21 protein-coding genes and 2 pseudogenes are annotated in these 21,606 nt (G+C 43.5%); 9 read left to right on the top strand and 14 right to left on the bottom strand.

Annotated features, from left to right (window positions below):
* The first annotated feature begins 161 nt into the window (after positions 1-161).
* Both FC14_RS08695 and FC14_RS08690 read left to right on the top strand, forming a co-directional pair.
* Positions 162-1,343: an L-lactate MFS transporter gene (locus FC14_RS08695; RefSeq protein WP_056977482.1), complete on the top strand. Its 1,182-nt coding sequence runs from the start codon at positions 162-164 to the stop codon at positions 1,341-1,343.
* Positions 1,344-1,528: 185 nt separating this feature from the next.
* Positions 1,529-2,059: a PadR family transcriptional regulator gene (locus FC14_RS08690; protein WP_056977454.1), complete on the top strand. Its 531-nt coding sequence runs from the start codon at positions 1,529-1,531 to the stop codon at positions 2,057-2,059.
* Between the two features lie 427 nt (positions 2,060-2,486).
* On the opposite strand, the gene FC14_RS08685 is transcribed toward FC14_RS08690, so the two are convergent.
* The 9 genes from FC14_RS08685 to FC14_RS08645 form a co-directional block, all read right to left on the bottom strand.
* On the bottom strand, positions 2,487-2,981 hold the full coding sequence (locus FC14_RS08685) for a hypothetical protein (protein ID WP_056977452.1): 495 nt from the start codon (positions 2,979-2,981) through the stop codon (positions 2,487-2,489).
* A 114-nt stretch (positions 2,982-3,095) separates the two neighbouring features.
* The gene (locus FC14_RS08680) at positions 3,096-4,370 is read right to left on the bottom strand and encodes an NADPH-dependent oxidoreductase (protein ID WP_056977449.1); all 1,275 of its coding nucleotides are present in this window, start codon (positions 4,368-4,370) and stop codon (positions 3,096-3,098) included.
* Positions 4,371-4,994, bottom strand: coding sequence for an NADPH-dependent FMN reductase (locus FC14_RS08675; protein ID WP_050611515.1), 624 nt, complete (start codon positions 4,992-4,994; stop codon positions 4,371-4,373).
* A 284-nt stretch (positions 4,995-5,278) separates the two neighbouring features.
* On the bottom strand, positions 5,279-5,521 hold the full coding sequence (locus FC14_RS08670; protein WP_050611514.1) for a PspC domain-containing protein: 243 nt from the start codon (positions 5,519-5,521) through the stop codon (positions 5,279-5,281).
* A gap of 14 nt (positions 5,522-5,535) precedes the next feature.
* Positions 5,536-6,486 (bottom strand): DUF4097 family beta strand repeat-containing protein, encoded by a 951-nt coding sequence (locus FC14_RS08665; RefSeq protein WP_056977447.1) that lies wholly within the window; start codon positions 6,484-6,486, stop codon positions 5,536-5,538.
* Entirely contained in the window at positions 6,483-7,100 is a 618-nt protein-coding gene (locus FC14_RS08660) for a DUF1700 domain-containing protein (RefSeq protein WP_056977445.1), read from the bottom strand. Before FC14_RS08660 ends, FC14_RS08665 begins: the two co-directional genes overlap by 4 nt.
* Positions 7,093-7,422: a PadR family transcriptional regulator gene (locus FC14_RS08655; RefSeq protein WP_056977443.1), complete on the bottom strand. Its 330-nt coding sequence runs from the start codon at positions 7,420-7,422 to the stop codon at positions 7,093-7,095. The genes FC14_RS08660 and FC14_RS08655 overlap by 8 nt, the downstream gene beginning before the upstream one ends.
* A gap of 135 nt (positions 7,423-7,557) precedes the next feature.
* Positions 7,558-7,944, bottom strand: coding sequence for an SMU1112c/YaeR family gloxylase I-like metalloprotein (gene gloA2, locus FC14_RS08650; protein WP_056977441.1), 387 nt, complete (start codon positions 7,942-7,944; stop codon positions 7,558-7,560).
* Positions 7,931-8,377 carry a MerR family transcriptional regulator gene (locus FC14_RS08645; RefSeq protein WP_056977439.1) on the bottom strand — a complete coding sequence of 149 codons (447 nt, stop codon included), beginning with the start codon at positions 8,375-8,377 and terminating at the stop codon, positions 7,931-7,933. The genes gloA2 and FC14_RS08645 overlap by 14 nt, the downstream gene beginning before the upstream one ends.
* Before the next feature lie 144 nt (positions 8,378-8,521).
* On the opposite strand from FC14_RS08645, the gene FC14_RS08640 reads away from it, so the two are divergent.
* From FC14_RS08640 to FC14_RS08630, 3 genes are all read left to right on the top strand, one after another.
* Complete coding sequence (locus FC14_RS08640; RefSeq protein WP_056977437.1) at positions 8,522-10,039, top strand: MDR family MFS transporter; 1,518 nt, start codon at positions 8,522-8,524, stop codon at positions 10,037-10,039.
* On the top strand, positions 10,039-10,743 hold the full coding sequence (locus FC14_RS08635) for a DUF4811 domain-containing protein (protein WP_056977435.1): 705 nt from the start codon (positions 10,039-10,041) through the stop codon (positions 10,741-10,743). Before FC14_RS08640 ends, FC14_RS08635 begins: the two co-directional genes overlap by 1 nt.
* 108 nt (positions 10,744-10,851) lie before the next feature.
* Entirely contained in the window at positions 10,852-11,106 is a 255-nt protein-coding gene (locus FC14_RS08630) for a hypothetical protein (RefSeq protein WP_050611505.1), read from the top strand.
* A 63-nt stretch (positions 11,107-11,169) separates the two neighbouring features.
* Here the strand turns inward: FC14_RS08630 and FC14_RS08625 are convergent.
* Positions 11,170-11,637 (bottom strand): annotated as a pseudogene (locus FC14_RS08625) (MarR family winged helix-turn-helix transcriptional regulator).
* Positions 11,638-11,657: 20 nt separating this feature from the next.
* On the bottom strand, positions 11,658-12,368 hold the full coding sequence (jag, locus tag FC14_RS08620) for an RNA-binding cell elongation regulator Jag/EloR (RefSeq protein WP_056977433.1): 711 nt from the start codon (positions 12,366-12,368) through the stop codon (positions 11,658-11,660).
* 174 nt (positions 12,369-12,542) lie between these two features.
* On the opposite strand from jag, the gene FC14_RS08615 reads away from it, so the two are divergent.
* Together FC14_RS08615 and FC14_RS08610 are read left to right on the top strand one after the other, a co-directional pair.
* Positions 12,543-13,394, top strand: a complete 852-nt coding sequence (locus tag FC14_RS08615; RefSeq protein ID WP_056977431.1) for an aldo/keto reductase — start codon at positions 12,543-12,545, stop codon at positions 13,392-13,394.
* Positions 13,395-13,527: 133 nt separating this feature from the next.
* Positions 13,528-15,444, top strand: coding sequence for a M13 family metallopeptidase (locus FC14_RS08610; RefSeq protein WP_420890264.1), 1,917 nt, complete (start codon positions 13,528-13,530; stop codon positions 15,442-15,444).
* A 48-nt stretch (positions 15,445-15,492) separates the two neighbouring features.
* Here FC14_RS08610 and mmuM read toward each other — a convergent pair whose 3' ends face one another.
* Positions 15,493-16,416, bottom strand: a complete 924-nt coding sequence (gene mmuM, locus FC14_RS08605) for a homocysteine S-methyltransferase (RefSeq protein ID WP_056977427.1) — start codon at positions 16,414-16,416, stop codon at positions 15,493-15,495.
* Positions 16,417-16,504: 88 nt separating this feature from the next.
* Here mmuM and FC14_RS08600 point away from each other — a divergent pair, with 88 nt between their 5' ends.
* Positions 16,505-17,875, top strand: a complete 1,371-nt coding sequence (locus FC14_RS08600) for an amino acid permease (protein WP_056977425.1) — start codon at positions 16,505-16,507, stop codon at positions 17,873-17,875.
* 53 nt (positions 17,876-17,928) lie between these two features.
* Complete coding sequence (locus tag FC14_RS08595; protein ID WP_056977423.1) at positions 17,929-19,728, top strand: DUF2207 domain-containing protein; 1,800 nt, start codon at positions 17,929-17,931, stop codon at positions 19,726-19,728.
* Between the two features lie 44 nt (positions 19,729-19,772).
* Here the strand turns inward: FC14_RS08595 and FC14_RS08590 are convergent.
* Both FC14_RS08590 and FC14_RS08585 read right to left on the bottom strand, forming a co-directional pair.
* Positions 19,773-20,762: pseudogene (locus FC14_RS08590) on the bottom strand (EAL domain-containing protein); the annotation flags it as partial.
* A 139-nt stretch (positions 20,763-20,901) separates the two neighbouring features.
* The coding region (locus FC14_RS08585; protein ID WP_156655795.1) for an RNA-guided endonuclease TnpB family protein at positions 20,902-21,606 on the bottom strand (705 nt) is incomplete at its 5' end.

Below are 21,606 nucleotides of genomic sequence, written 5' to 3'. Positions count from 1 at the left end.
TTCTGTGTTAAGCTTTGTTCATCGAATGATTATGGTTTAACAAACTAATAACGTTCGTGTTTTAAAAGAGAGAAGAAAGTTTTTCAGCAGAAGGGACGTAGTTTAACTTGAAAAAAACGAATCGTTATGTTGTTGCTACCGCTGGGGTTGTGTTACACCTAATGATTGGCTCGGTTTATGCTTGGAGTGTCTATAGCAACCCCATCGTAGCTGAAACTGGCTGGTCAGAATCAGCGGTCTCATTTGCCTTTAGTATTGCCATCCTCTTTTTAGGGATGTCAGCTGCCTTTATGGGACGCTTAGTTGAGAAATTAGGCCCCCGTGTAACTGGAACCATTTCCGCTATCTGTTACGGAACAGGTACTATCTTAACTGGACTTGCGATCCACTCCCACCAATTATGGTTACTCTACCTTGCTTACGGAGTAATCGGTGGGCTTGGCTTGGGATCTGGATACGTAACTCCCGTTTCAACCATTATCAAGTGGTTCCCAGACAAGCGCGGTTTGGCAACTGGTTTAGCCATCATGGGCTTTGGTTTTGCCGCCATGCTTACTAGCCCAATTGCCCAAAGATTAATCGCTGGCGTTGGTATTTCCAACACCTTCTATATCCTCGGGTTAGTCTACTTTACTGTCATGATTATTTCGGCACAATTTATCAAAAAGCCCCAAGCAGGGGAATTACCTGCCGCTGCAGTGGCTAAGACTAACGCTACCAGCTTGACTGGCGGCCAACAACTAACAGCTAATCAAGCACTTAAGACTAAGTTATTTTACTTCTTATGGTTCATGTTCTTCATCAACATCACTTGCGGGATTGGGTTGGTATCAGCGGCTTCACCAATGGCCCAATCCATGACTGCCATGACCGCCGGGGCTGCCGCTGTCATGGTCGGAGTTATCGGGCTCTTCAACGGGGTTGGACGCCTAATCTGGGCTACCCTTTCCGACTTTATCGGCCGGCCGCTAACTTTTAGCTTAATTTTCTTGGTGGATATCATGATGTTAGCAGCTATGCTCTTCTTCCACGTTCCATTCGTCTTTGTCGTGGCACTCTGCCTCCTTCTTTCTTGCTACGGGGCTGGTTTCTCAGTTATTCCAGCTTACCTAAGCGATGTTTTTGGGACTAAGGAGCTCGGAGCTATCCACGGTTACATCCTTACAGCTTGGGGCGTAGCCGGGATGGTGGGTCCAGTCTTACTTTCCTTTACCCATGAATTACTAGGGACATACACGGTAACCTTGATTACCTTCATCTTGATTGATTTAATTGCCTTTATCATCTCCTTTGTCATCCAAAAGGATTTTGTTAAAGCAGGGCAAGGTGCAACTGAAAAATAATTATTAATCCGGACTTAATTGTCAGCGCAGTTAAGTCTTTTTTATAATCAACGAGGACCTCTCCCCTATTATGACAACTGACATTTTAGCCGGTCATTTTTACGATTTTAACTAAAAAAGAAATAAATAATCCCCCCTTTTTCGGTGTATAATTAACCCTAAGAATTAATAAAGGAAGGGTACTTATGCCACAAAAAAGAATTCTCCCCTACGTTATCCTCGGCATTCTTGAAAAAGGCGATGCTACTGGTAAACAGATTACAGATGAGTTCAAATACGAAATTGGGGAATTTTGGAAATCATCCCACAGTCAGATTTATCCCGAACTAAAGCACATGTTAACGGATGGCTGGATTGACAGTTACCAAAAGGAAGATAATGATAAGGAAATTTACTATCGGCCCACTAATTTAGGTAAGGAAATCATAGCTGACTGGTTGGCTACCCCCGTTGCCAAACTCCCAGTCTCAAAGGACCTCTTTTCTTTGAAGGTGTTCTTTATTAAGCGTGCGGACGATCCCCGGCTCAAAACCTTGATTGCTAACCAAAAAAAGCTTGTCAGCCAAAACCTAGCCCACTTGAAGAAGCGGGAGGCTGAGCTGTTTGATACCGCGGAGAAAATCAACCATAACTACGGCCACTACCTAATTTTACAACGAGCCATCTCGCGCCAAGAAAACCAGCTGGCCTGGTTAGATCAACTAACAGTTTGCTAAGCAAGCAGGTTGGGGATTTCAAAAGAAAACGCTTGCAATTTAATTAAAACTATGTTATAAAATAAGTGTAAGGAGTCCAAGGATTCCCGCAATTAGGTGTCGTAACTGTAGTCACTCGGTTAATATATAGTCGATTAGAGGTTGTCCGTAACAACTAGCTACAGTGTAACAAGACGTAGCATCTGGTGAACTAACGTTAAGTGTAGTGGCATAGAAGCTTCGCTAATTGTAGAACCTAGGATAATAAGCATAAAGGATGTGGGACCAATTACAACTCCTTATTATAAGTTGAATACCCTTTGCCCTTAGGTGAACGCTGTGGAGTCGACACTGGAACCTCCAAGTAGATATGTATGAATGAGATGGGCAAAGGGTTTTTTTGTGCCCAAAAAAGGCCTCCCAACAGTGCTTGGAAGACCTAGCTAATTTACTTAGCGCGCTTATATTCGACCACTAAGGCCTGATCGTTACCGGCGTTGCCAAATTGTTGTAATTCGTTATCCTTAAGGTTAGTCCAGTCCACAAAATCAGCCTCTGCTTCCCAGACATTAATCATCAAGAATTCAAAGTTCTTCTTTTCGGACTGCAAGATAACCGTTTCGTTTAACCCAAATGGGCGGCCATCCTTGCGGACCCACTTATCCATGATTGCCCGAAAGACCTTTTGTTCATCTTCATCTAAGGTTAGGTAGCGAAATTCAAAGAAGCCATCCCAATCTTTATCAAACTCCACTTGCCGTACGACTTGGTAGGATAAGCCCCCACTAAAGATGGTTTCTTTTCCAGAATAGTCAAACAACATGTAGCGTTCCTTATCCGTTACCGCTTGAAATAATAGTAGCTTACGGTCTGGATGCGCTTGGATAAGCTTTTTTAAAGCTTCTTTAGGGCCAAAGGTAAAATGAATTTCTCTTGGTGCCATAATATCACCTTCTAATTATAGTATCCGTTTCCAACTTCATTATAACACAATTTTTAAATATAACCTAAAAACCCCCTGCTCGGTCCAACCTTGAACCAAGCAAGGGGTAAAATTTTATTCAGAAGCGCCCGTGACGCTATCAATTCCTTCATCTAATCGGGGACCGAGGTCTTCACTAGAACTTTCATCTACTGATGCACTGGTAGTGCTATCAACCGCTGGGGCTTGGTTTTCGTTTCCGGAGGCACCAGACACTACGTCTGGAGCAGCTTCGTCTTTGACAAGCTTTTGCCCCGTTTGTTTTAGGTAGGACTCAACGATTGGCCACAGATCTAGGACCCACTCGTTAACTCCCCGGTAATTACCTTCACTATCACGCATAGCCTTATAGTAGTGCATAATGTGGCGTTCGTTTAGTTTGTTTCCTGGAACAGGCATTTCAACTAAATCATTTCCATTACGTAAGGAGGAGATAACGTGTTTAACCCCCTTGATTGCCCGGGGTGGGTGGACAGCATCCATCGGGTCCCCTACTTGCTTAGGATCCCTTGGCGCTAACATCTCCTTACCAGGAAGAGTATGGTTGTAGTAGATAAATTGGTTATTATCATCCGCGTAGGTTAATTCCATTGGCATGGTATTTAAGAACCAGTTAAGCTGGTCAACCGTTAACACCCCGCGGTCTAACTTAACGTAGTCCTTACCACTAGCAGCCTTGGTTTTAGCAGCCGCCTGTTCCACCCAATCGTCTGCACGCATATCAACGCCTTTAATCGTGGTATCCGTTCCCTTGGAAGCAGACAAGTCCTCATCTTGCCAACTGGTTTGCTTATTCTTTTCGCTTAAGACCTCTAAGACTTGAACCCATTCACAGAATTTTGCTAGTACTGACCCTAAGAAGTCAATAGTCCCTTGGTCCTTCAAATCACCTTGGGCGTCAAAGGCTTCCTTAACGTTACCTAATAAGAATTCATTTCCTGGCATCACTAAGGCGTTAACCCCTGGTGAGTCAAGGATTTGGCGTAAACTTAGCTGCGCCCTTGAAGAACCTTGGCTGAAATAGGATGCTCCCACGATTAACACCGGCTTATCTTGGAAAGGGTGCACCTTAAATGACAACCATTCCAAGACGTTTTTCATCGCAGCTGTGGTGGTGTGGTTATGTTCAGGCGTCGCCAAAATTACCCCATCAGCTGCCTTAATCTTCTTAACCAAGTTTTGAATCACTGGGGTTTCAGTTTGATCATCGCTTTCGTTGAAAATTGGCACATCTTTAATGTCTAAAATTTCGATTTCAGCTAGTTCTTGGTAGTGTTTAGCGATATAGGCTAACAACATTTTATTATATGATTGTTCTGCAATCGAACCTACAATTCCGACAAATTTCATTTACTTAGCCCCCTCTTCGTCTTCCCAAGTGTAGTTAGCTGCTAATTGCTTATTGGCAGCTAAACTAGCATTTAGGTGTTTAGAAATTTCTACAAAGGTTTCAAAATCCGTAAATAATTGTTCCAACCGCTCTACCTTTTCAGAATCAGTCAGATTGCCTGCTTCATCAAAGGCTTGGAGGGAGTGATCCACTAAAAATTCTGAGCTTGGCATAATTCGAGCCTGCATTTCTGGTGAATCTAAAATTTGTCTAAGGTGGGCTTGGGCTCTAGAAGCACCTAAAGTGCCATAAGAAGCCCCTACAATCATTACCGGTTTACCAACAAAAGGATGGGTACCTCCATAAGACATCCATTCTAAGGCGTTCATCAACACCGCGGGAACAGAGTGGTCATACTCAGGGGTGGCAATAATCACTCCGTCAGCCTCATCCACTAGCTTATCCATTTCTTCCACCCGGGGTGGTAATACCCGCCCAGGGACCTTGTAGAAAACGGGTAAGTCTGCGATTGACATCAGTTCAATCTCTGCTTGACCGGCAAAGTGACTTTGGATATATTCCATTAACTTTTTATTCGTTGACCGTGGCGAATTAGTGCCGGCAATTCCAATATACTTGTTCATTTAGTCACAATCCTTTCTGTTTCTCAGTTACTTGCTCGTTTTTATCTTATCATTAATGACTTGCTAAATAAATAAAGAAATCGCTTTAATAGGCACAAAAAGTCGCACAATGCCTCAGTTGGCATCATGTGACTCCGTGTATAATTATTTTATATACCTAACATCCTATTATTTTCACTAATCACCAGTGCTTAAGTCCGAACTATTATTAATTTTTAAAATCACTACCTAATCCTAGCCAGTGACTTAACCAAATTGGCATAATGAAATTACGCACAAGGGGCTTATTTTTCCCTAAATTCCCCTTCGATTACCGTCTCGTCATCATGATTTGCGGCTGGTCGTTCTGGCATGATAATGGCTGCGATAAAGTACATAAAAATCCCTGGAATCACCGAGCCGGGGAAGATAATCAGGAAAATTCCTGCTAACCTTACCCAGGTTTTATCCCAATCGAAATATTCTGCAATGCCACCAAAAACCCCTGAAACAACCTTGTCTTGTGATTTATATAACTTCTTTTTCATTTTGCTAATCCTTTCTAGCGAATATTAAGATCGCCGTCCGTTGTTGTTACCTTTAAAATATTACCACTGTTTGCCCCTTGCGTTAAGTGGCTACCGCTTTGGTTAAAGAGGTGGTTATCCCCATCGGTTGTGTTTGTCTCATAACCATCTGCTTTAGCCCCGGTAATTGAAACGTCACCGTCGGCTAAGTTGAATTGATAGCCGGCCGTTACCTCTAAGCTTGCACCGTTGACGTCACTATCCTGCCCCTTATAGCTACCCCCAGCTACCTTGAGGTTGTTAAAACTTACGTCCCCATCATGATTTTCGATTTGCACGTTATTTAGGCTAGTGTCAACCAAACTTAAATCACCGTCAAAGATTTCCATCTTCGTCCCGTTGTTAAATGCCACCCGGTTAAGGTATAGGTCACCATCTAACAACTTAACCTTACTACTATTTGCCACTTGGGTGTTAGTCAAATGAAGATCTCCATCTAAGACATCTAGTGCTAAGCTATTTAGCTTTAAATCGCTAAGTGTAACGTCGCTATTACCACTGGTAGTTAGGCTGATTTGGTCTAAGTCCTTGGGCACCGTGACCGTAACCGTATTGGTAAAGGAAGTGTGCCGATCGGACTTAATCGTCACCCCATCAAAGATAAAGCCCGTCCGTAAATGAGCTTTTTGCTTAATAACTAAGGTCTTGCCCTCGACACTAATCTTAGGCGCTAAACTTTTGCGGCCCTTGTAATCAACGTGATAACCGTTCCCCTGAATAATTTTAACCCCTACGTTATCAGTGTTGACCTTGACGTTTTCAAATTCACTAACCGTTTGCTTTTTTAAAGTCATTTCTTTTTTGACAATTCGCGGTGTCCAACCAACGTATTCGACTGATTGTACGCCGCCCCCCATAATTGACAAAATTAAGAGGACAATGCCAACAACAGTTATTAAAACCCCTGCCTTTAACATTTTCTTCATTTGACTTGAACCCCTTTCTTCTTAGCGAACTTCCCGTATAAGAAACGGGCTAGGTTCGCAATCCCCTGGATAATTTGACTGAAGAACCAAAAGACGATTGGGAAGATGATACCAAGTAACCCCAAACTAAGTAAGGCTACGGCAATATAGAATAATCCCACCATCAAACTAGTAAATAAAAGCCTAATCCCCGTGTACAGTGCTACTGCAAAGGTAAAGATAAAGGCGGCTAAAAAACCAAAGGCTAAAGCCCCGACCGTGATAACCACCGCCAAAAAGATTGCCAAGATTACCCCTAAAATAGCAATCGTAATTGGTGAGGTGATCAAAACTAAGAGGATTAACCAAATCATTCTTAAGTTGGAGTGGGTCTTAGCCACTTGTCCCTCTGCTTGCCCACCAGTTTCATCATCAAAGTCTTTAATCGAATAGTCGGCTAAAATTTTCCGGGCTAGTTGTCTTGGCGTCCCCAATTTGCCTTCAATTTCCGCCCGGCTCTTTAAGCCTGCTTCATCCACGTATTCGGAATAAAACTCAATTACATCTGTCCGTTCTTCCGCCGTCAAAGCAGTTAAAAAGCCTTCTAGCTCAACAAAGTAATGTGCCTTATCCACTGATTTCCTCCTCCTTTTTTCCAAAGAAAATTTCGTCTAAACTCCCTTTATAATCAACCCACATTTTGCGCACACGGTTTAAGTGTTCCCGACCAGCATCGGTAATTTGATAATAACGACGGTTCCTACCTTGATAAGGTTTATCATAGGTTGTTAAAAATTCATTTTTCTTCAACCGCCGTAACACTGGATACATGGTCGATTCTGAAATTGAAATAGCCTGCTGCATATCCTGAGTTAGCGAGTAACCATAATAATCTTTGCGATCCAGTAAGGCTAATACCAAACCATCCAACAGGTCAGCTGTGATTTGAATCTTCACCGGCTTTTTCCTCCTTTTTTCTTTCTTCAACAATATTATATGACGTATAATATTAATAATCAAGTAATATTGTGTAAATTCATAAAAATTATTTCTGACCATAAAAAAAGAGCCCCTTTAAGAGCTCTACTTAACTTATTCATGAATTTCTAGCGGCTGCCCATCCGGGTCAAAGAAAAAAGCCATCTTCTTACCATTGTAGTCATCATAGCGCAAGGGCTCGTGCTTAATCTTTAAGCGGTCAAACTCGGCCAAACAAGCCGCGACGTCGCTCACCTTAAAGGCCAGGTGTCTTAGCCCCTGGTTTTCTGGTTGGGGCAGTTGTGGGCGTTTAGGTGCTGTTGGTTTAACAAATAGCTCGAGCACTAAGTCGCCTTGACCCACATTTAAAATAATATCGCCCCGCTCTGGTCGGTCGTGTTGACTTAAAAGCTCAAAGCCTAATTTATCTACATAAAATTCCTTAGCCGCGTAATAATCACTGACGATTAAAGCGATATGGTCAGTCTTAGTTAGTTTCATCTGCGTTCACTTCCCTTGTTTCCATCCGGTAACCATTCTCATCAATCACTCCGTAAACCTTCTTGGTGGGTTCATTGGCTAAATAACCGTAATCAATTTCGCCATAGCCTTTGTCTTCATCCGTTACCTTAATATCCTTTAACATCTCGTTTTCAAAGTGGCGGACAATCGCAACTTGATTTTTAACCTGCTCCGTTTTGGCCACCGCCTTAGCTAAGGTGTAACCTTCATCTAAGAAAGCCCGGATGGTGGCAGCCCGATAGCAAGTTCCAATGCTAAACTTGCGGGTGCTGCCCTCTTCTCCAGCTAAGGATTTGATATAACCCTTTGATTCCCAGTAACGTAACTGCCGGGTCGAAACGCCAATCATCTGACTCAAGTCACCAATCCCTACCCGAAAATCCTTATTAACATGTAATTTAAACATCGTCATTCGTCATGCTTCCCCCTTTTTCAAGCATCAAAAAATTACTTAACACACAATTTATTGTAACTTTTTTGACTATCTTGTCAACTTACTTGACAAATTGTAAGCATAGGAGTATAGTTTTCAAAGTTGACAAAATATAAGCAAAAAATGAAAAAATTAAAGAAAGAAGGGATCTGCTTGCAAAGCGAAAAACAAGCACTAGATATTAATGGCAAGCCTTATAACCGGGGGTTGCTGGTCTTAGTTTTAATGATTGGTTCTTTTTGTACCGTCTTAAACGGGACGATTTTAGCTACCGCCTTACCAGCCATCATGAAAACATTCGATATTAATACCTCGACTGTCCAATGGTTAACCACTGGTTTCATGTTAATCAATGGGGTTATGATCCCTGTTAGTGCCTGGATGATTAATAAATTTAGCACCCGGGTCATGTATATTGGGGCCATGACTACCTTCCTTTTAGGAACTGTCTTAGCCTATATTTCCACTAACTTCGGCATGCTCCTTGCTGGTCGGATTATCCAAGGGCTAGGTGTCGGGGTCACAATGCCCCTCTTACAAACCATCATGCTCTCCATCTTCCCACCAGAAAAGCGGGGAGCTGCCATGGGGACGGTTGGTTTAGTTATCGGCCTAGCGCCTGCAATTGGGCCAACCCTCTCTGGTTGGGTGGTTGATAATTACACTTGGCGGGACTTATTTGGAATGATTATTCCAATTGTCTGCTTCGTCTTGATTCTGTCATTCTTCTTGATGAGAAATGTTATTCCTAACCAAGATCAAAAGTTGGACTTTATTTCCGCAGTTACTTCTACCATTGGGTTTGGTAGTTTACTTTATGGTTTCTCAAACGCCGGTAACGACGGTTGGACGGACAAGTTTGTCCTCTTAGAATTAGTCATCGGCTTGATCTTCGTTGCCCTCTTTATTAGACGGCAGCTCCACATGGAAGAACCCTTCCTGGATGTCCGCGTCTTTAAGTACGGTGAATTTACCCTCGCCGCCCTTTTAAGTGGGGTAGCTAACCTAGCCATGTTTGGGATTGAAATGCTTTTGCCCCTCTACATTCAAAATGTCCGGGGGGAATCGGCCTTCCACTCTGGTTTAATGCTCTTGCCAGGGGCGATTGCAATGGGGGTCATGTCTCCAATCACCGGCCGTATCTTCGACCGTTTTGGGGTACGTTACATGGCGATTACCGGGATGACGCTTTTAACCTTGGGTACAATTCCCTTCCTCTTCATCACCGAGAATACTTCCGTTGCCTATATCGTCATTTTCTACGCAGTCCGGATGTTTGGGATTGCCATGACCATGATGCCGGTAACTACTTCCGGGATGAACGCTTTACCATTTAACTCCATTTCTCACGGAACTGCGGTTAACAACACCTTCCGCCAAGTTATGAGTTCGATTGGGACCGCCATTTTAACCTCAGTTTTGACTAACGTTACTACTAACTCCTTACCCGCAAAGTCAATGCTCAAGCAAACCCCACTTAAGTACCGGTCGGAAGCGATTGATGCCGTCTTAGCCGGTTATCACTCCGCTTTCTTTGTGGCTGCTTGCTTTGCCTTGGTAGCCTTAATCCTCACTTTCTTCTTAAAGAAAGGTAACAATGCACGCCAAGTTAACTTAAATAAGAAGGGGGCAACTAAATAATGATTATCTTAATTTTAATTGCTTTTGCAGTCTTATTTTTCATGTTTAATGTCCTGCCTATAACGAAAGGTAACCACCTGTGGTCGCTTCTGTTTTTGGCCGGCTTTATCCTGAGCGGCGCTGCGATTATTGCTAATGACGTCAATCATTTTGGGATGCAGGTTCAAAGTCAAACCAAAACCTATCATTTGGCATCCGATTCCGACAAAATGGGCGTCCTACTATATAAGGCCCTTGGCAATGGTCAAGAAAAGATTTACGTCTATAAAACTAGTGCTAAACAGGCCAAACCTAAGCCAACTAAAACTAGTGATTTTTCCGCTAAGATTACTCGCACTAAGGAGGATTCCTACCTTAAAGTAACTACGAAGCGCTACGTTTACACTAACAAGTGGTCTAAGTTACTCTTTGGTGTCTTTGGCAACAACCGCGAAGTTAAACACCGCTACTACCACTTCTACGTCAATAAAGATTGGTACGTTTTAAGCACTGACCAAGCCGCCCGTTTAAGTAAGTTACTCAAAACTAAGCAAACTGAAATGAAGACTAAGATTGCAAGCCTAGTTAAAGCCAAGGTTACCCAAGAGATTATGGCTAACCCGAGCTTGGCAGCTGATCCAAGTAAGCAACAGGCTCTAACCGAGGCTGCTACGAAGGCCGCTACTAAACAGGTCTTGGATCAATATGTTGCCCAGGTAAAATAAAAAAAGCGCAACCTTTTTAAATCGGTTTCAAAATAGTAACAGATTCTTCACATTTAGCTGTTATATTAAGACTTGTAAGCTAGTCAAACAGGAAATGAGTGTGATATTATGACAAATACTAGCGCAACCGATATTGTCCCCGCCCAAATCATCGGGCTAGGAACAAATTCAATAACTCTTAGAACAGAAAATAACGAGATTGTTAAGGTTAAACAACCAGCCACCGCTAAAAAAGATAAGGTCTTTATGCAAACAATGAAAGACATTCTTAAGAGTGGTTTATGGATTCCAGTTAATAAAAAGCTCAACCAATTGCTTCATTACGATTGGTTCGACGCTCCAATTGAAAGTTACAGTTTCTAAAGCATAGTTAAAGAGGCGTACACGAACAACTATTAGTTGCTTGTGTACGCCTCTTTTAGGCGCTTAGAAGTTTTCCTTTTCCAAGCGGTTATTGTTTTTTTCCAAAGTTTGCGCGATTTCCTTTAGGCGCGTAACGTCTTCGACATACTCTTCCTTGGTCATGTCCATATTATAAAAGCAAGATTGGACCGTTTGCTTAACTGGCTGTTCATTTTCTAACGCCTTAGCTGTCAAGGAAATGTAGACCCGGCGACCGTCTTCGTTGGTCTTTTCCCTTTTAACCCAGTCATCCTTTTCCATCCGCTTCAACAAGGGAGTCAAAGTCCCTGTATCTAGACCTAAGCGCTTGCCTAGTTCTTTAATCATTAGCGGCTTTTTTTCTTCCCATAAAACCAAGAGGGTAATATATTGTGAATAGGTCAGCTTAAATTTACGCAAAGCCTATGAATAAAACTTATTATAGTTCTTTTGGGCTGAATAAATCGCAAAACATAATTCATCTTCTAATCTTTCAGGGGTATGTTCAATCATCAATTTACCTACTTTCTTCATTAAACTGGTTCAATTACAACGTACCGTTTAGGTTCACTACCTTTTGAATAAGTTTGCACCCGTTGATCTTGGGCCAGGGCCGCGTGGATAATCTTGCGCTCATAGGCAGGCATGGGGTCAAGGGTCATGACACTCCTTGCCAACACTGCTTCTCGGGCCACATTTTGTGCCAAATGCGTTAGGGTTTCTTGCCGTTGCTTCCGGTAGTCACTTACATCTAACATGACCCGCACATGTTGATGAACTTGCTTATCCAAATAATCCTGGGCTAACAGTTGTAACGCATTTAGCGTTCGCCCCCGCTTACCAATCAATAGTCCTTCTTGATTGGTTTCAAACTTATAATAGGCTGTATGCCGGCTAGGAGTTAGGTCGATAGTGGCCTTAATCCCCATTTTCTGAGTGACAGCAGCTAAGTAGTCACCTACCGCCAGTAACGCCTTTTCAAGTTCTGCCTGCCGTTTTTCACGCTTGGCTTCGTCGCTTTCAGTAACTGGAGCTGTCTTTACAGGTTCACTTACAGGCGCTTTCTTTGCAACTGGAACTTTTTTAGCACTAACTTCCACCAAGGCTAATTTCTTACCTAAACCTAAAAAGCCTTTCTTTGCTTGTCTCAACACAGTTATGTCAGCCTGCTCCTCCGTTAAAGCCAAGGTAGTTAAGCCTAAGGTAATTGCTTGCTGCACTGTTTTTCCTTCAAATTTCGTCATCTTCGCCTCCCTACCGGTTATCGTTTTCAATCCCCTTAATTATAGCACAGGAAATTAATCGCCGACAATATTGTTAGCTTTTTCACCTTCGGCTTTCAAGCTTATCTTTTGGGTTTCCAAGACTTTACTGATATAATGTAAGTGAATAAATTTTGATAAAGTGAGGTTTTGCAAATGAGTCTCGTTGATACTTACGAATTAAGCAATGGAGTCAAGATTCCTGTGGTTGGCTTTGGAACTTGGCAAACTCCTAGTGGGGCCGTCGCTAATTTTGCCACCAAAGCAGCCCTAACCTCGGGTTACCGCCACATTGATACGGCCGAAATGTATGGTAACGAAGCTAGCATCGGCCAAGCAATTAAGGAAGCTGGTATTAGCCGTAAATCATTGTTCATCACTAGCAAGTTAAACAACCATGCCCATAGTTATGACAAGGCTAGTGCAGCCATTGAACAGTCGCTTAAGGACCTACAAACTGACTACCTTGATTTATTCTTAATCCACTGGCCTAACCCTAAGCCAAGTCGGGATGAAAACTGGCAAGCCCACCTCCAAGATACTTGGCGGGCCTTAGAAGATGCCTATAAGGCCGGCAAGTTACGGGCGATTGGGGTTTCTAATTTCAAACCCCACCACTTTGAAATTCTCGCCCAAACTCAAACGGTCGCACCGATGGTCAACCAAATCCGGATTTGTCCTGGCGATCACGACGAAGAAACCATCAAGTATTGCCGTGACCACAATATTTTACTAGAAGCTTATAGTCCCCTAGGAACCGGTAAGATTTTCAGCGAACCCACCATGCAAAAGATTGCCCAAGAGCTAAACCGCTCCGTAGCTCAAGTTTGCATCCGCTGGTCACTTCAACACGGCTTCTTGCCCCTACCTAAGTCAGTTCATGAAGACCGGATTGAAGATAATACCCACGTCTTCGACTTTGAACTAAGTCAAGCTCAAATGGCTGAAATTGACGCTTTAGATGGGGTTGTTGGTTACGCCACTGACCCTGACACCGCTTCGTTCTAAGTTTACTCATTATTAATTGCGCTGAAGTTGACGGTCGTTATCCCCGTCAGACCTCAGCGCTTTTTATTAAGAAATATTCCCCGTAAGCACTTGAATGCGTTACAATAGTCTTAAATTAAGGAAGGTGATTTTTGTGACACAATATCCTGTTAATACTGCCCAAATCAAAGATGATCTTTACCTAGCCGTTAACGGTGCTTGGCTAAAGACAGCCAAAATTCCGGCTGATAAGCCCGCAACCGGTGGGTTCTTTGACTTGGCTGATAACATCGAAAAAACGCTGATGGCCGACTTCGAGGATTTTCTCAATGGTAAAACCCATACTGATGACCCCTACCTCAGAGAGTTCCTCAAGTATTACCGCCTCGCCTCTGACTTCGACCAACGTGAAAAGCTTGGATTTAAGCCGGCTAAACCATTTTTAAAACGAATTGAAGACTTAAAGAACCTAGCAGATTGGGAAGAAAAGCTCCCTAGCTTGACCTTAGCCGGTTACCCCAGTCCGGTTCCACTAAGTGTCGAAGCCGATATGAAAAATACCAAGGCCTACGCGCTTTATGCCGACGTCGCTAGTTTAATCTTGCCGGATAAGACTTATTACACCAAAGATAATCCGCAGGCCCCTGCACTCTTGGCTATTTTCCAAAAGATGATGGCCAAACTCTTCCAACTAGCCGGTTACGACGATGACTTTGCTAGCCAAACGATTGCGCAGGCCTTAGAGTTTGATAGAAGCCTCGCCCCTCACCAAAAGGATAGCACCGAGCGGGCAGATTACACCAAACAATACAACCCTTACTCTTTGGCTGAATTTGCTTCTTTCTCTAGCCACCTTGACCTGGCCGCCTATGCTAAAACCTTGGTTAAGACTGATGACTTAGATAAGGTAATTGTCACCGAACCAAACTACTACCAAGCCCTCGATGAAATCTTAAATGAGGACACCTTCCCGCAATTTAAGAGCTGGCTATTAGTAAGAAGCTTACGGGCCGTAGCTCATTATTTGACCAACGAAGCGCGAATTGTAGCGGGCCAATACCAACGGGCACTTTCTGGTTCAAAGGAGGCCATGAAGGCCAAAAAAGCCGCTTACTACTTGGCTGCTGACCAGTTTGATCAAGTCGTTGGACTCTACTATGCCCACAAGTACTTCGGACCTGAAGCTAAGGCAGACGTTCACCGCATGGTTGAACAAATGATTAGCGTCTATCAAAAACGCCTCAAGGCAAATACTTGGCTTAGTCAAGCCACTAAAGATAAGGCTGTCCTCAAATTGAGTACCCTGGGTATCAATGTTGGTTATCCAGATGAACTCCACTACCTCTACAAAAAGTTTGTGGTCGATGAAAACCAAGACTTACTTACAAATGACTTAAACTTCACCAAGATTACATTAAGTGACCACTACGGCCGCTTAAAAAAGGAAGTTGACCGGACCAGGTGGGCAATGCCAGCTCATATGGTTAACGCCTACTACAATCCGTCCTTTAACGTGATTGTCTTTCCGGCCGCCATTTTGCAGGCCCCATTTTATTCACTTAAGCAAAAAGCCAGTGAAAACTTTGGGGGAATTGGAGCGGTCATTGCTCACGAAATTTCACATGCCTTCGATAACAACGGAGCAAAATTCGATGAATTTGGTAACCTTAAAAACTGGTGGACTGACTCTGACCTAAAGGCCTTTGAAGACTTAGCCCAGGCCATGATTAGCCAGTTTGACGGCCTAGAAACAGAGGCGGGTAAAGTCAACGGTAAGTTAGTCGTATCCGAAAACATTGCTGACGCCGGTGGTCTTAGCTGTGCCTTAGAAGCAGCCAAGGAAGACCCTCAGGCCGATATCAGCGCCTTCTTCATTAACTGGGCCCGGATTTGGGGTGTCAAGGCCTCGCTAGAACGTCAAAAACTACTACTAGCAATTGACGTACACGCTCCCCACGTTTGGCGGGCCAACATGCAACCTAAAAACTTAGCTGACTTCTACACCACCTTCAACATCCAACCAGGAGATAAGATGTGGCTCGCCCCCGCCGACCGCGTTAACATTTGGTAATTAAAAAAGCATTGCTCACTACTTTCGTTGTAGTAAGCAATGCTTTTTTTAACCTAGGTTTTGGACCACCTGTGCTAAGGGTTCAATGTCCTTAACAGTGGTTGTACAACAGCCACCTATCAAGCGTGCACCAGCTTGATACCAGCCTGAAGCAGCCTTAGCCAAGGTCAAGTCCCCAGTAGGGCTGGTCCAAGTTTTGGTGTGGGGATCATACTTAGCCCCCGAATTAGGATAGATTACTAGCGGTAGGTCAGTGGCTGGCTGCATCACCTCTAAGGCCGCTTGGGCTTGTTCAAGTGGTATACAGTTAACCCCCACCGCCACCACGTTTGGATAGGCACTCACTTTTTTCACAGCTTCTACTAAGCTTGTCCCCTCACTAATGGTTGCCGGGTCTTTAAGACTGAAGGTAACGTAAGCTATTTGCTTAGGAGCCCGTTCCTTGAGCCACTCCAACAGCGCACACACTTCGCTTAACTTAGGTTGGGTTTCAATTCCAATTACATCAACCCCAGCCCTAATCACCGCCTCTAAACGGGGCTGGTGAAAGTCTTGGTAGGCTTCTAGGCTAAGTTCATAGTCGCCTCGATACTCACTGCCATCTGCTAAATAAGCACCATAAGGACCAATGCCGGCAATAACATAGTTATGCCGGCCCGTTTGTGCTTCAAAATCATCCCGGGCTTTACGAGCTAACTTAACCGCCTTGGCAATAATTTCCCGGGAAATAGTTTCATCGTAGCCCTTCTTCATAAAGGCTTGAACATTGGCTTGGTATGTATCCGTAATAGTTGCCCGCGCTCCCGCCTTAAAGTAGTCATAGTGAACCCGGTAAACCTTTTGGGGATCCGTAATCAGCGCTTTAGCCGTCCACAAATCAGTGTTAGTATCAAAGCCCTGTAGCTCTAAGGCCGTTCCCATCGCCCCATCTAAGGTTAGTGGTCCCTTTGTAATTTCTGTTTTAAAATCCATGACCAATCCCCCAAAACATGTTATTATTAATTTATTATTTTTCTCATAATATACTAATTTAATTCCCAATGCAAGAAAGGATGATTGCATGTCACAGCAAAATGAACACCTAGCTAGAAAGATGGAAGCCCGCCACATTCGGATGATTTCTTTAGGAGGGGTAATTGGCACCGGCCTTTTTCTCAGCTCGGGCTACACCATTCATGAAGCCGGTCCCCTAGGAACGATTCTTGCCTACCTAGTCGGGGCAATCCTGGTTTATGCAGTCATGCTTTGCTTAGGCGAATTATCTGTTGCCATGCCTTATACCGGTGCCTTCCACGTCTACGCTAAACAATTTATTGGGCCGGCCACCGGCTTTACCGTTGCCGTCTTATATTGGTTAACCTGGACGATTGCGCTTGGTTCGGAATTTACAGCCGCTGGCCTAATTATGCAAACCTGGTTTCCCCACTCCCCGGTTTGGTTGTGGAGCTTGCTTTTTATTATCCTCATTTTCCTAGTTAACGCTTTTTCCGTCCGCCTCTTTGCCGAAAGTGAATTTTGGTTTGCAGCCATTAAGGTATTTGCCATCGTTGGTTTTATTCTTCTAGGCGGGTTGGCAGTTTTGGGCATTCTCCCCATTAAGGGCTATTCTCACGCACCACTTTTTACCAACATCTTCAAAGACGGGCTCTTTCCCAATGGCATTGGTGGCGTCTTTACTACCATGTTAACCGTTAACTTTGCCTTTTCCGGTACCGAATTAATCGGTATTACTGCCGGTGAAGCTAAAAACCCCGATAAAACTATCCCTAAGGCCATCCATACCACCCTATGGCGCCTGGTTATCTTCTTTATCGGAAGTATTGTCATCATGTCTTGCTTGATTCCCTACCAACAGGCCGGTGTCACCCAAAGCCCCTTTGTGCACATTTTTAAGTTAATGGGGATTCCATTTGCGGCCGACCTGATGAACTTCGTTGTCCTTACCGCCATCGTGTCTGCAGCCAACTCCGGCCTGTACGCTTCTACTAGAATGTTATGGTCACTTGGAAACGAAGGAACTTTGCCTAAGTACTTTGCTAAGACGACTCGCGCTGGCTCCCCCTTAGTCGCCCTGTGTTTTAGCATGCTCGGAGGTATTTTGGCCCTCTTATCCAGCGTATTTGCCGCCGACTCCGTCTACCTCATCTTAGTTTCGATTTCAGGTTTAGCGGTCGTCTTAGTCTGGATGGCGATTGCCCTAGCCGAAATTAATTTCCGTAAGCAGTTCTTAGCTAAGGGGCACTCACTAGCTGAACTGAAATTTAAGACCCCTTACTTTCCTATTTTGCCTTACTTCGCCTTTGGGGCTAGCTTATTATCCTGCCTCTTGATTTACTTCGACAAAAATCAACGCCTAGCCCTCTACTGTACCGTACCCTTCGTTTTGCTTTGTTATTTAGGCTATTACCTCTGCAAGCCTAAGTCACGTTGAGTTGCTAAGCGGTTTCTTTTAAGAGATAATAGGTTTATAAGGAAGTGATGCTCATGAGAAAACTTGGCCAATTAATCCTATTGCTTTTCTCCTGCTGCCTATTTTTAGGTTGGAATAATGTTAAGGCCGCCGACTTTAGTATCGATAGTTACCATGTTAACATTGATATTTTAGCGGATGGATCTGCCAACGTTAACCGCACCCTGACATACGATTTCGATGGTGAAGCCCACGGCTTACTCTACCAACAAGCGGTTAGAGACCAAGCTCAAAGCCTCACTGATTCCAAGGTTTTTATTAATAATCAACCCGTAACTCTAAATGCCAACCAGGCTAATAATACCTACACCCTAACTAGGGAAGGAAACCTCTATAAGTTCAAAGTTTACCATCCAGTAGATGGCGACCAGCTAAAAGTCACTTATAAATACCATTTAAACCAGGTGGTCAAAAATTACGCAGATACGGCTGAACTCAACTGGAAAATCATTGGCAGTAATTGGGACCAGGATTTAGCGAACGTAAAAATTACTATTAACTTGCCAAAAAGAAATGTTAAGTCTCTGCAAGCCTGGAGTCACGGCGACCTATCCGGCTACACTAAGGTCGATAAGCAACGGGGACAAGTAACACTGTCCCTAGCCTCTAATCCTGCCAATAGCTTTGTCGAAGCCCACCTGCTCTTTGATCCTAAGGTGACTTTCGCTAACACTTACCGCAGTTCAGAGCGGGTTAAGGCCAAAATTCAAGCTCAAGAGGCAGCCCTAGCCAAAAAAGCTAACGCAGCCCGCAAAAAACAACGGCTCATGCACCAAATCGGCGCCCTCTTCTTACTAATAGTAGGCTTTGGTCTCAATGTCTTTGCCGTCTTAAGACTTAGCTGCCGGCCTAAAAATACCCTGTTTCCTGCCAGCTTGAAGTCAGCCCCCCATAACTTTGAAATTCCAGACTTACCCGTAGCAACTGCGCAGGCCCTCTGCTTTTTTACCCAGCCAAATAGTTACGCCTTTAGTGCCCACCTGTTGGAATTAGAAGCTCAGGGCCAAATCGCGATTGAACCTTTGGACGTTAAAAAAGGGCTACTTAAAGACCAACCTAACTACTTAATTACGTTGGTCAATGCTCGGCTAATGCACACGCCAGAAGAAAAGCTCCTCCAATACCTCTTTAAACTTAATTCTAAACCGGCCTTTAGCCTCAAAGACTTACAGAACCTAAGCTCAAAGAAAAAAAAGCGTCTCGCAAAACTCTTTGAGGCCTGGAGTAAGCAAGCTTTTGAACAAGCCGACATTAAAAAATATCAAGGTTTTGCCCACCCTGCTGTTAGTCTAAGTTCGGCCTGGGTCGCAACTAACCTCTGCTTTTTTATCGCCATGATGTTTGCTAACCGCTGGGAATTACTGAGTTTACTTGGGCTAGTCAGCCTTGGTTTAGCTGGGCTTGATTTTTATTGCTATAAGAATCATTCACCTTATATCAAAGAAGATGTTGCTAAAATCAACCAAGTGCGCGGCTTTTATACCATACTTGACGATATTGGTCGCTTTGACCTCCACGAATTGGGGGAACGAATCCTTTGGAGTGAGATTATGCCTTACGCCGTTGCTTTTAAACTGGCTCCCAAGGTGGCTAAGGCCCTCTACGCTAACTTTAGCGAAGCAGAATTAGCCACCGTCCTTGGTAGCTATTATCCCCTGTTTTACCACCAATCATTTGCCTTCGCTACCTCCTTTAACAATAGCTTTACCGCCGCCATCGTTACTTACTCCTCCAGTAGCACTGGTTCTTCCGGGGGTTTTTCTGGCGGTTCTTCCGGCGGTTTCGGTGGCTCTTCTGGTGGTGGCGCCTTCTAACTAAAAAATGTGGCTAACAAGCTGTTTGCTTGCTAGCCACATTTTTATTCTGAAGAAATAACCGCTCGCGGTAGGTAGACTAAAGCCTGGTATGCAGACCGCTGGGTCCGTTTGTTAGTTGAAATGTATTGCACATAAATCTGATACAAAACATTATTTCTATGAAAGGCCAAATACTCAATCTTGCCACTAAGGTAAGCCCGTTCAAACAGGTCCATAAAGGCCTGCTTATCGGCTGGCTCAATCGAAAGATTTTTATCATCCCCATCGTAACCAATTAACTTCAAAAAGTACCTAAAGCCCGTATTTTCAGTTAGAAAATACATCCGTGACTTATCTTCTACCTTTGCTGTCGGGGTCGCTTTGAAAAACTTCCGCAAGCGCATATTAGCCATTAAATTAGGACTAATATTGGCTACATTCCGCCTACAAATTTCATCGTAATAATCTAAGTCGGCAGGCGTTTCTAAGTTATCTAACTGACCAATATAGTCAGTCAACGCTTGAGGCTTGCCGGTATAGTAACCCTGAATAAAATCACAGCCACTTTCTGCTAAGAACTTATACTGTTCCTTGCTGGAAACCCCTTCGGCTACAACCTGCATGTTCATGCTCTTAGCCAGTTCTAGCGTCGATGCTAAGATGAGCTGGCCCTTATGATTTTCTTCAAATGATTTCAAGAAGCCCATATCAATCTTAATGCCATCAAAGGAGTAATCCTTTAAGACACTTAAAGAAGAATAACCACTGCCATAATCATCCATCCAGACCCGGTAACCCGCTTTTTGGAAGTTATCGAGCGTTTGGTGTAACTTAAGTGAATCATAAATCAAAGAGGATTCCGTAATTTCAATCCGGGCCATTTCTTTTGGAACTTGGTACAGCCTAAAGAGACGGTCAACCTCGGCAAAAATATCGCATAATTGAAAATCTAAACGCGACAGGTTAATTGAAAATGGTAAGCCAAATAAGCCCTTTTCCCTAGTCAAGTATTGATAATCCTGTAAGGTTCCTTCCAACATATAAAGGTCAAACTTGTCAACTACCCCTCACTAAAGTGAGAGGCTTGTAGCTCACGACCTTACGGTCAGTGGTCATAACGCAATTAATTGCTTCCACACTATACGTGGCTACATCATTGGGTGGTTGACAGCACCCACTTAACTAACACGTTTACGCATTAGTCGTTAATTCAAATTTAGGTTGTTCTTGCCCACTAATATATTGCGTACCCAATAACTGGATATTCATTGCGCCTAAGCGGTCGTCATTAGAGCGATAATCACAATTAGAGCAGTGATATTCATGTAAATCGTGATTACGGTTGGATTTTTTAATCGTTCCGCATTTAGGACAACGTTGCGAAGTATATTGGGCTGAAACTTCAATCACTTCACTATTATTTAAGCGCGCTTTGTAAGTCAAGAATTGTGCTAATTGGTAAAAAGCCCAGGATTTCTTTTGATTACGTAAGGCTTTAGGTAAATCAGTACGTTCAAAAGAAACGCCTGTTAAGTCTTCTAAGACAAATAAGGTGTTGGAGCCAAATTTTTGGACCAGTGTCTTAGACAACCGATGGTTAACATCGGTCATCCAACGGTTCTCTCGTCCGGATAATTTCTTTAAACGCCGTTTAGCTGATTTAGTGCCTTTAGCTTGTAATTTTGCCCGTAACTTTTGATACTTAGCTCGTTTACGCATCACTGTCTTACCATCAAAGAAGGAAGTTTGACCTTGTTCGTCATAAGTAGTAGCTAAAAAGCGTAAACCACGATCAATGCCAACAACGTGTTTTACAGTTTGGTTATCAAAATCAGCTACCGTTTTAGTAGCTGAAATATGTAAATACCACTTGCCACTAGTTTTAAGTAATTTAGC

This window comes from Ligilactobacillus agilis DSM 20509 (assembly GCF_001436215.1).
Classification (GTDB): Bacteria; Bacillota; Bacilli; order Lactobacillales; family Lactobacillaceae; genus Ligilactobacillus; species Ligilactobacillus agilis.
Note: the sequence above shows the minus strand (reverse complement) of the source record. Positions and strands in the feature narration are given on the sequence as shown.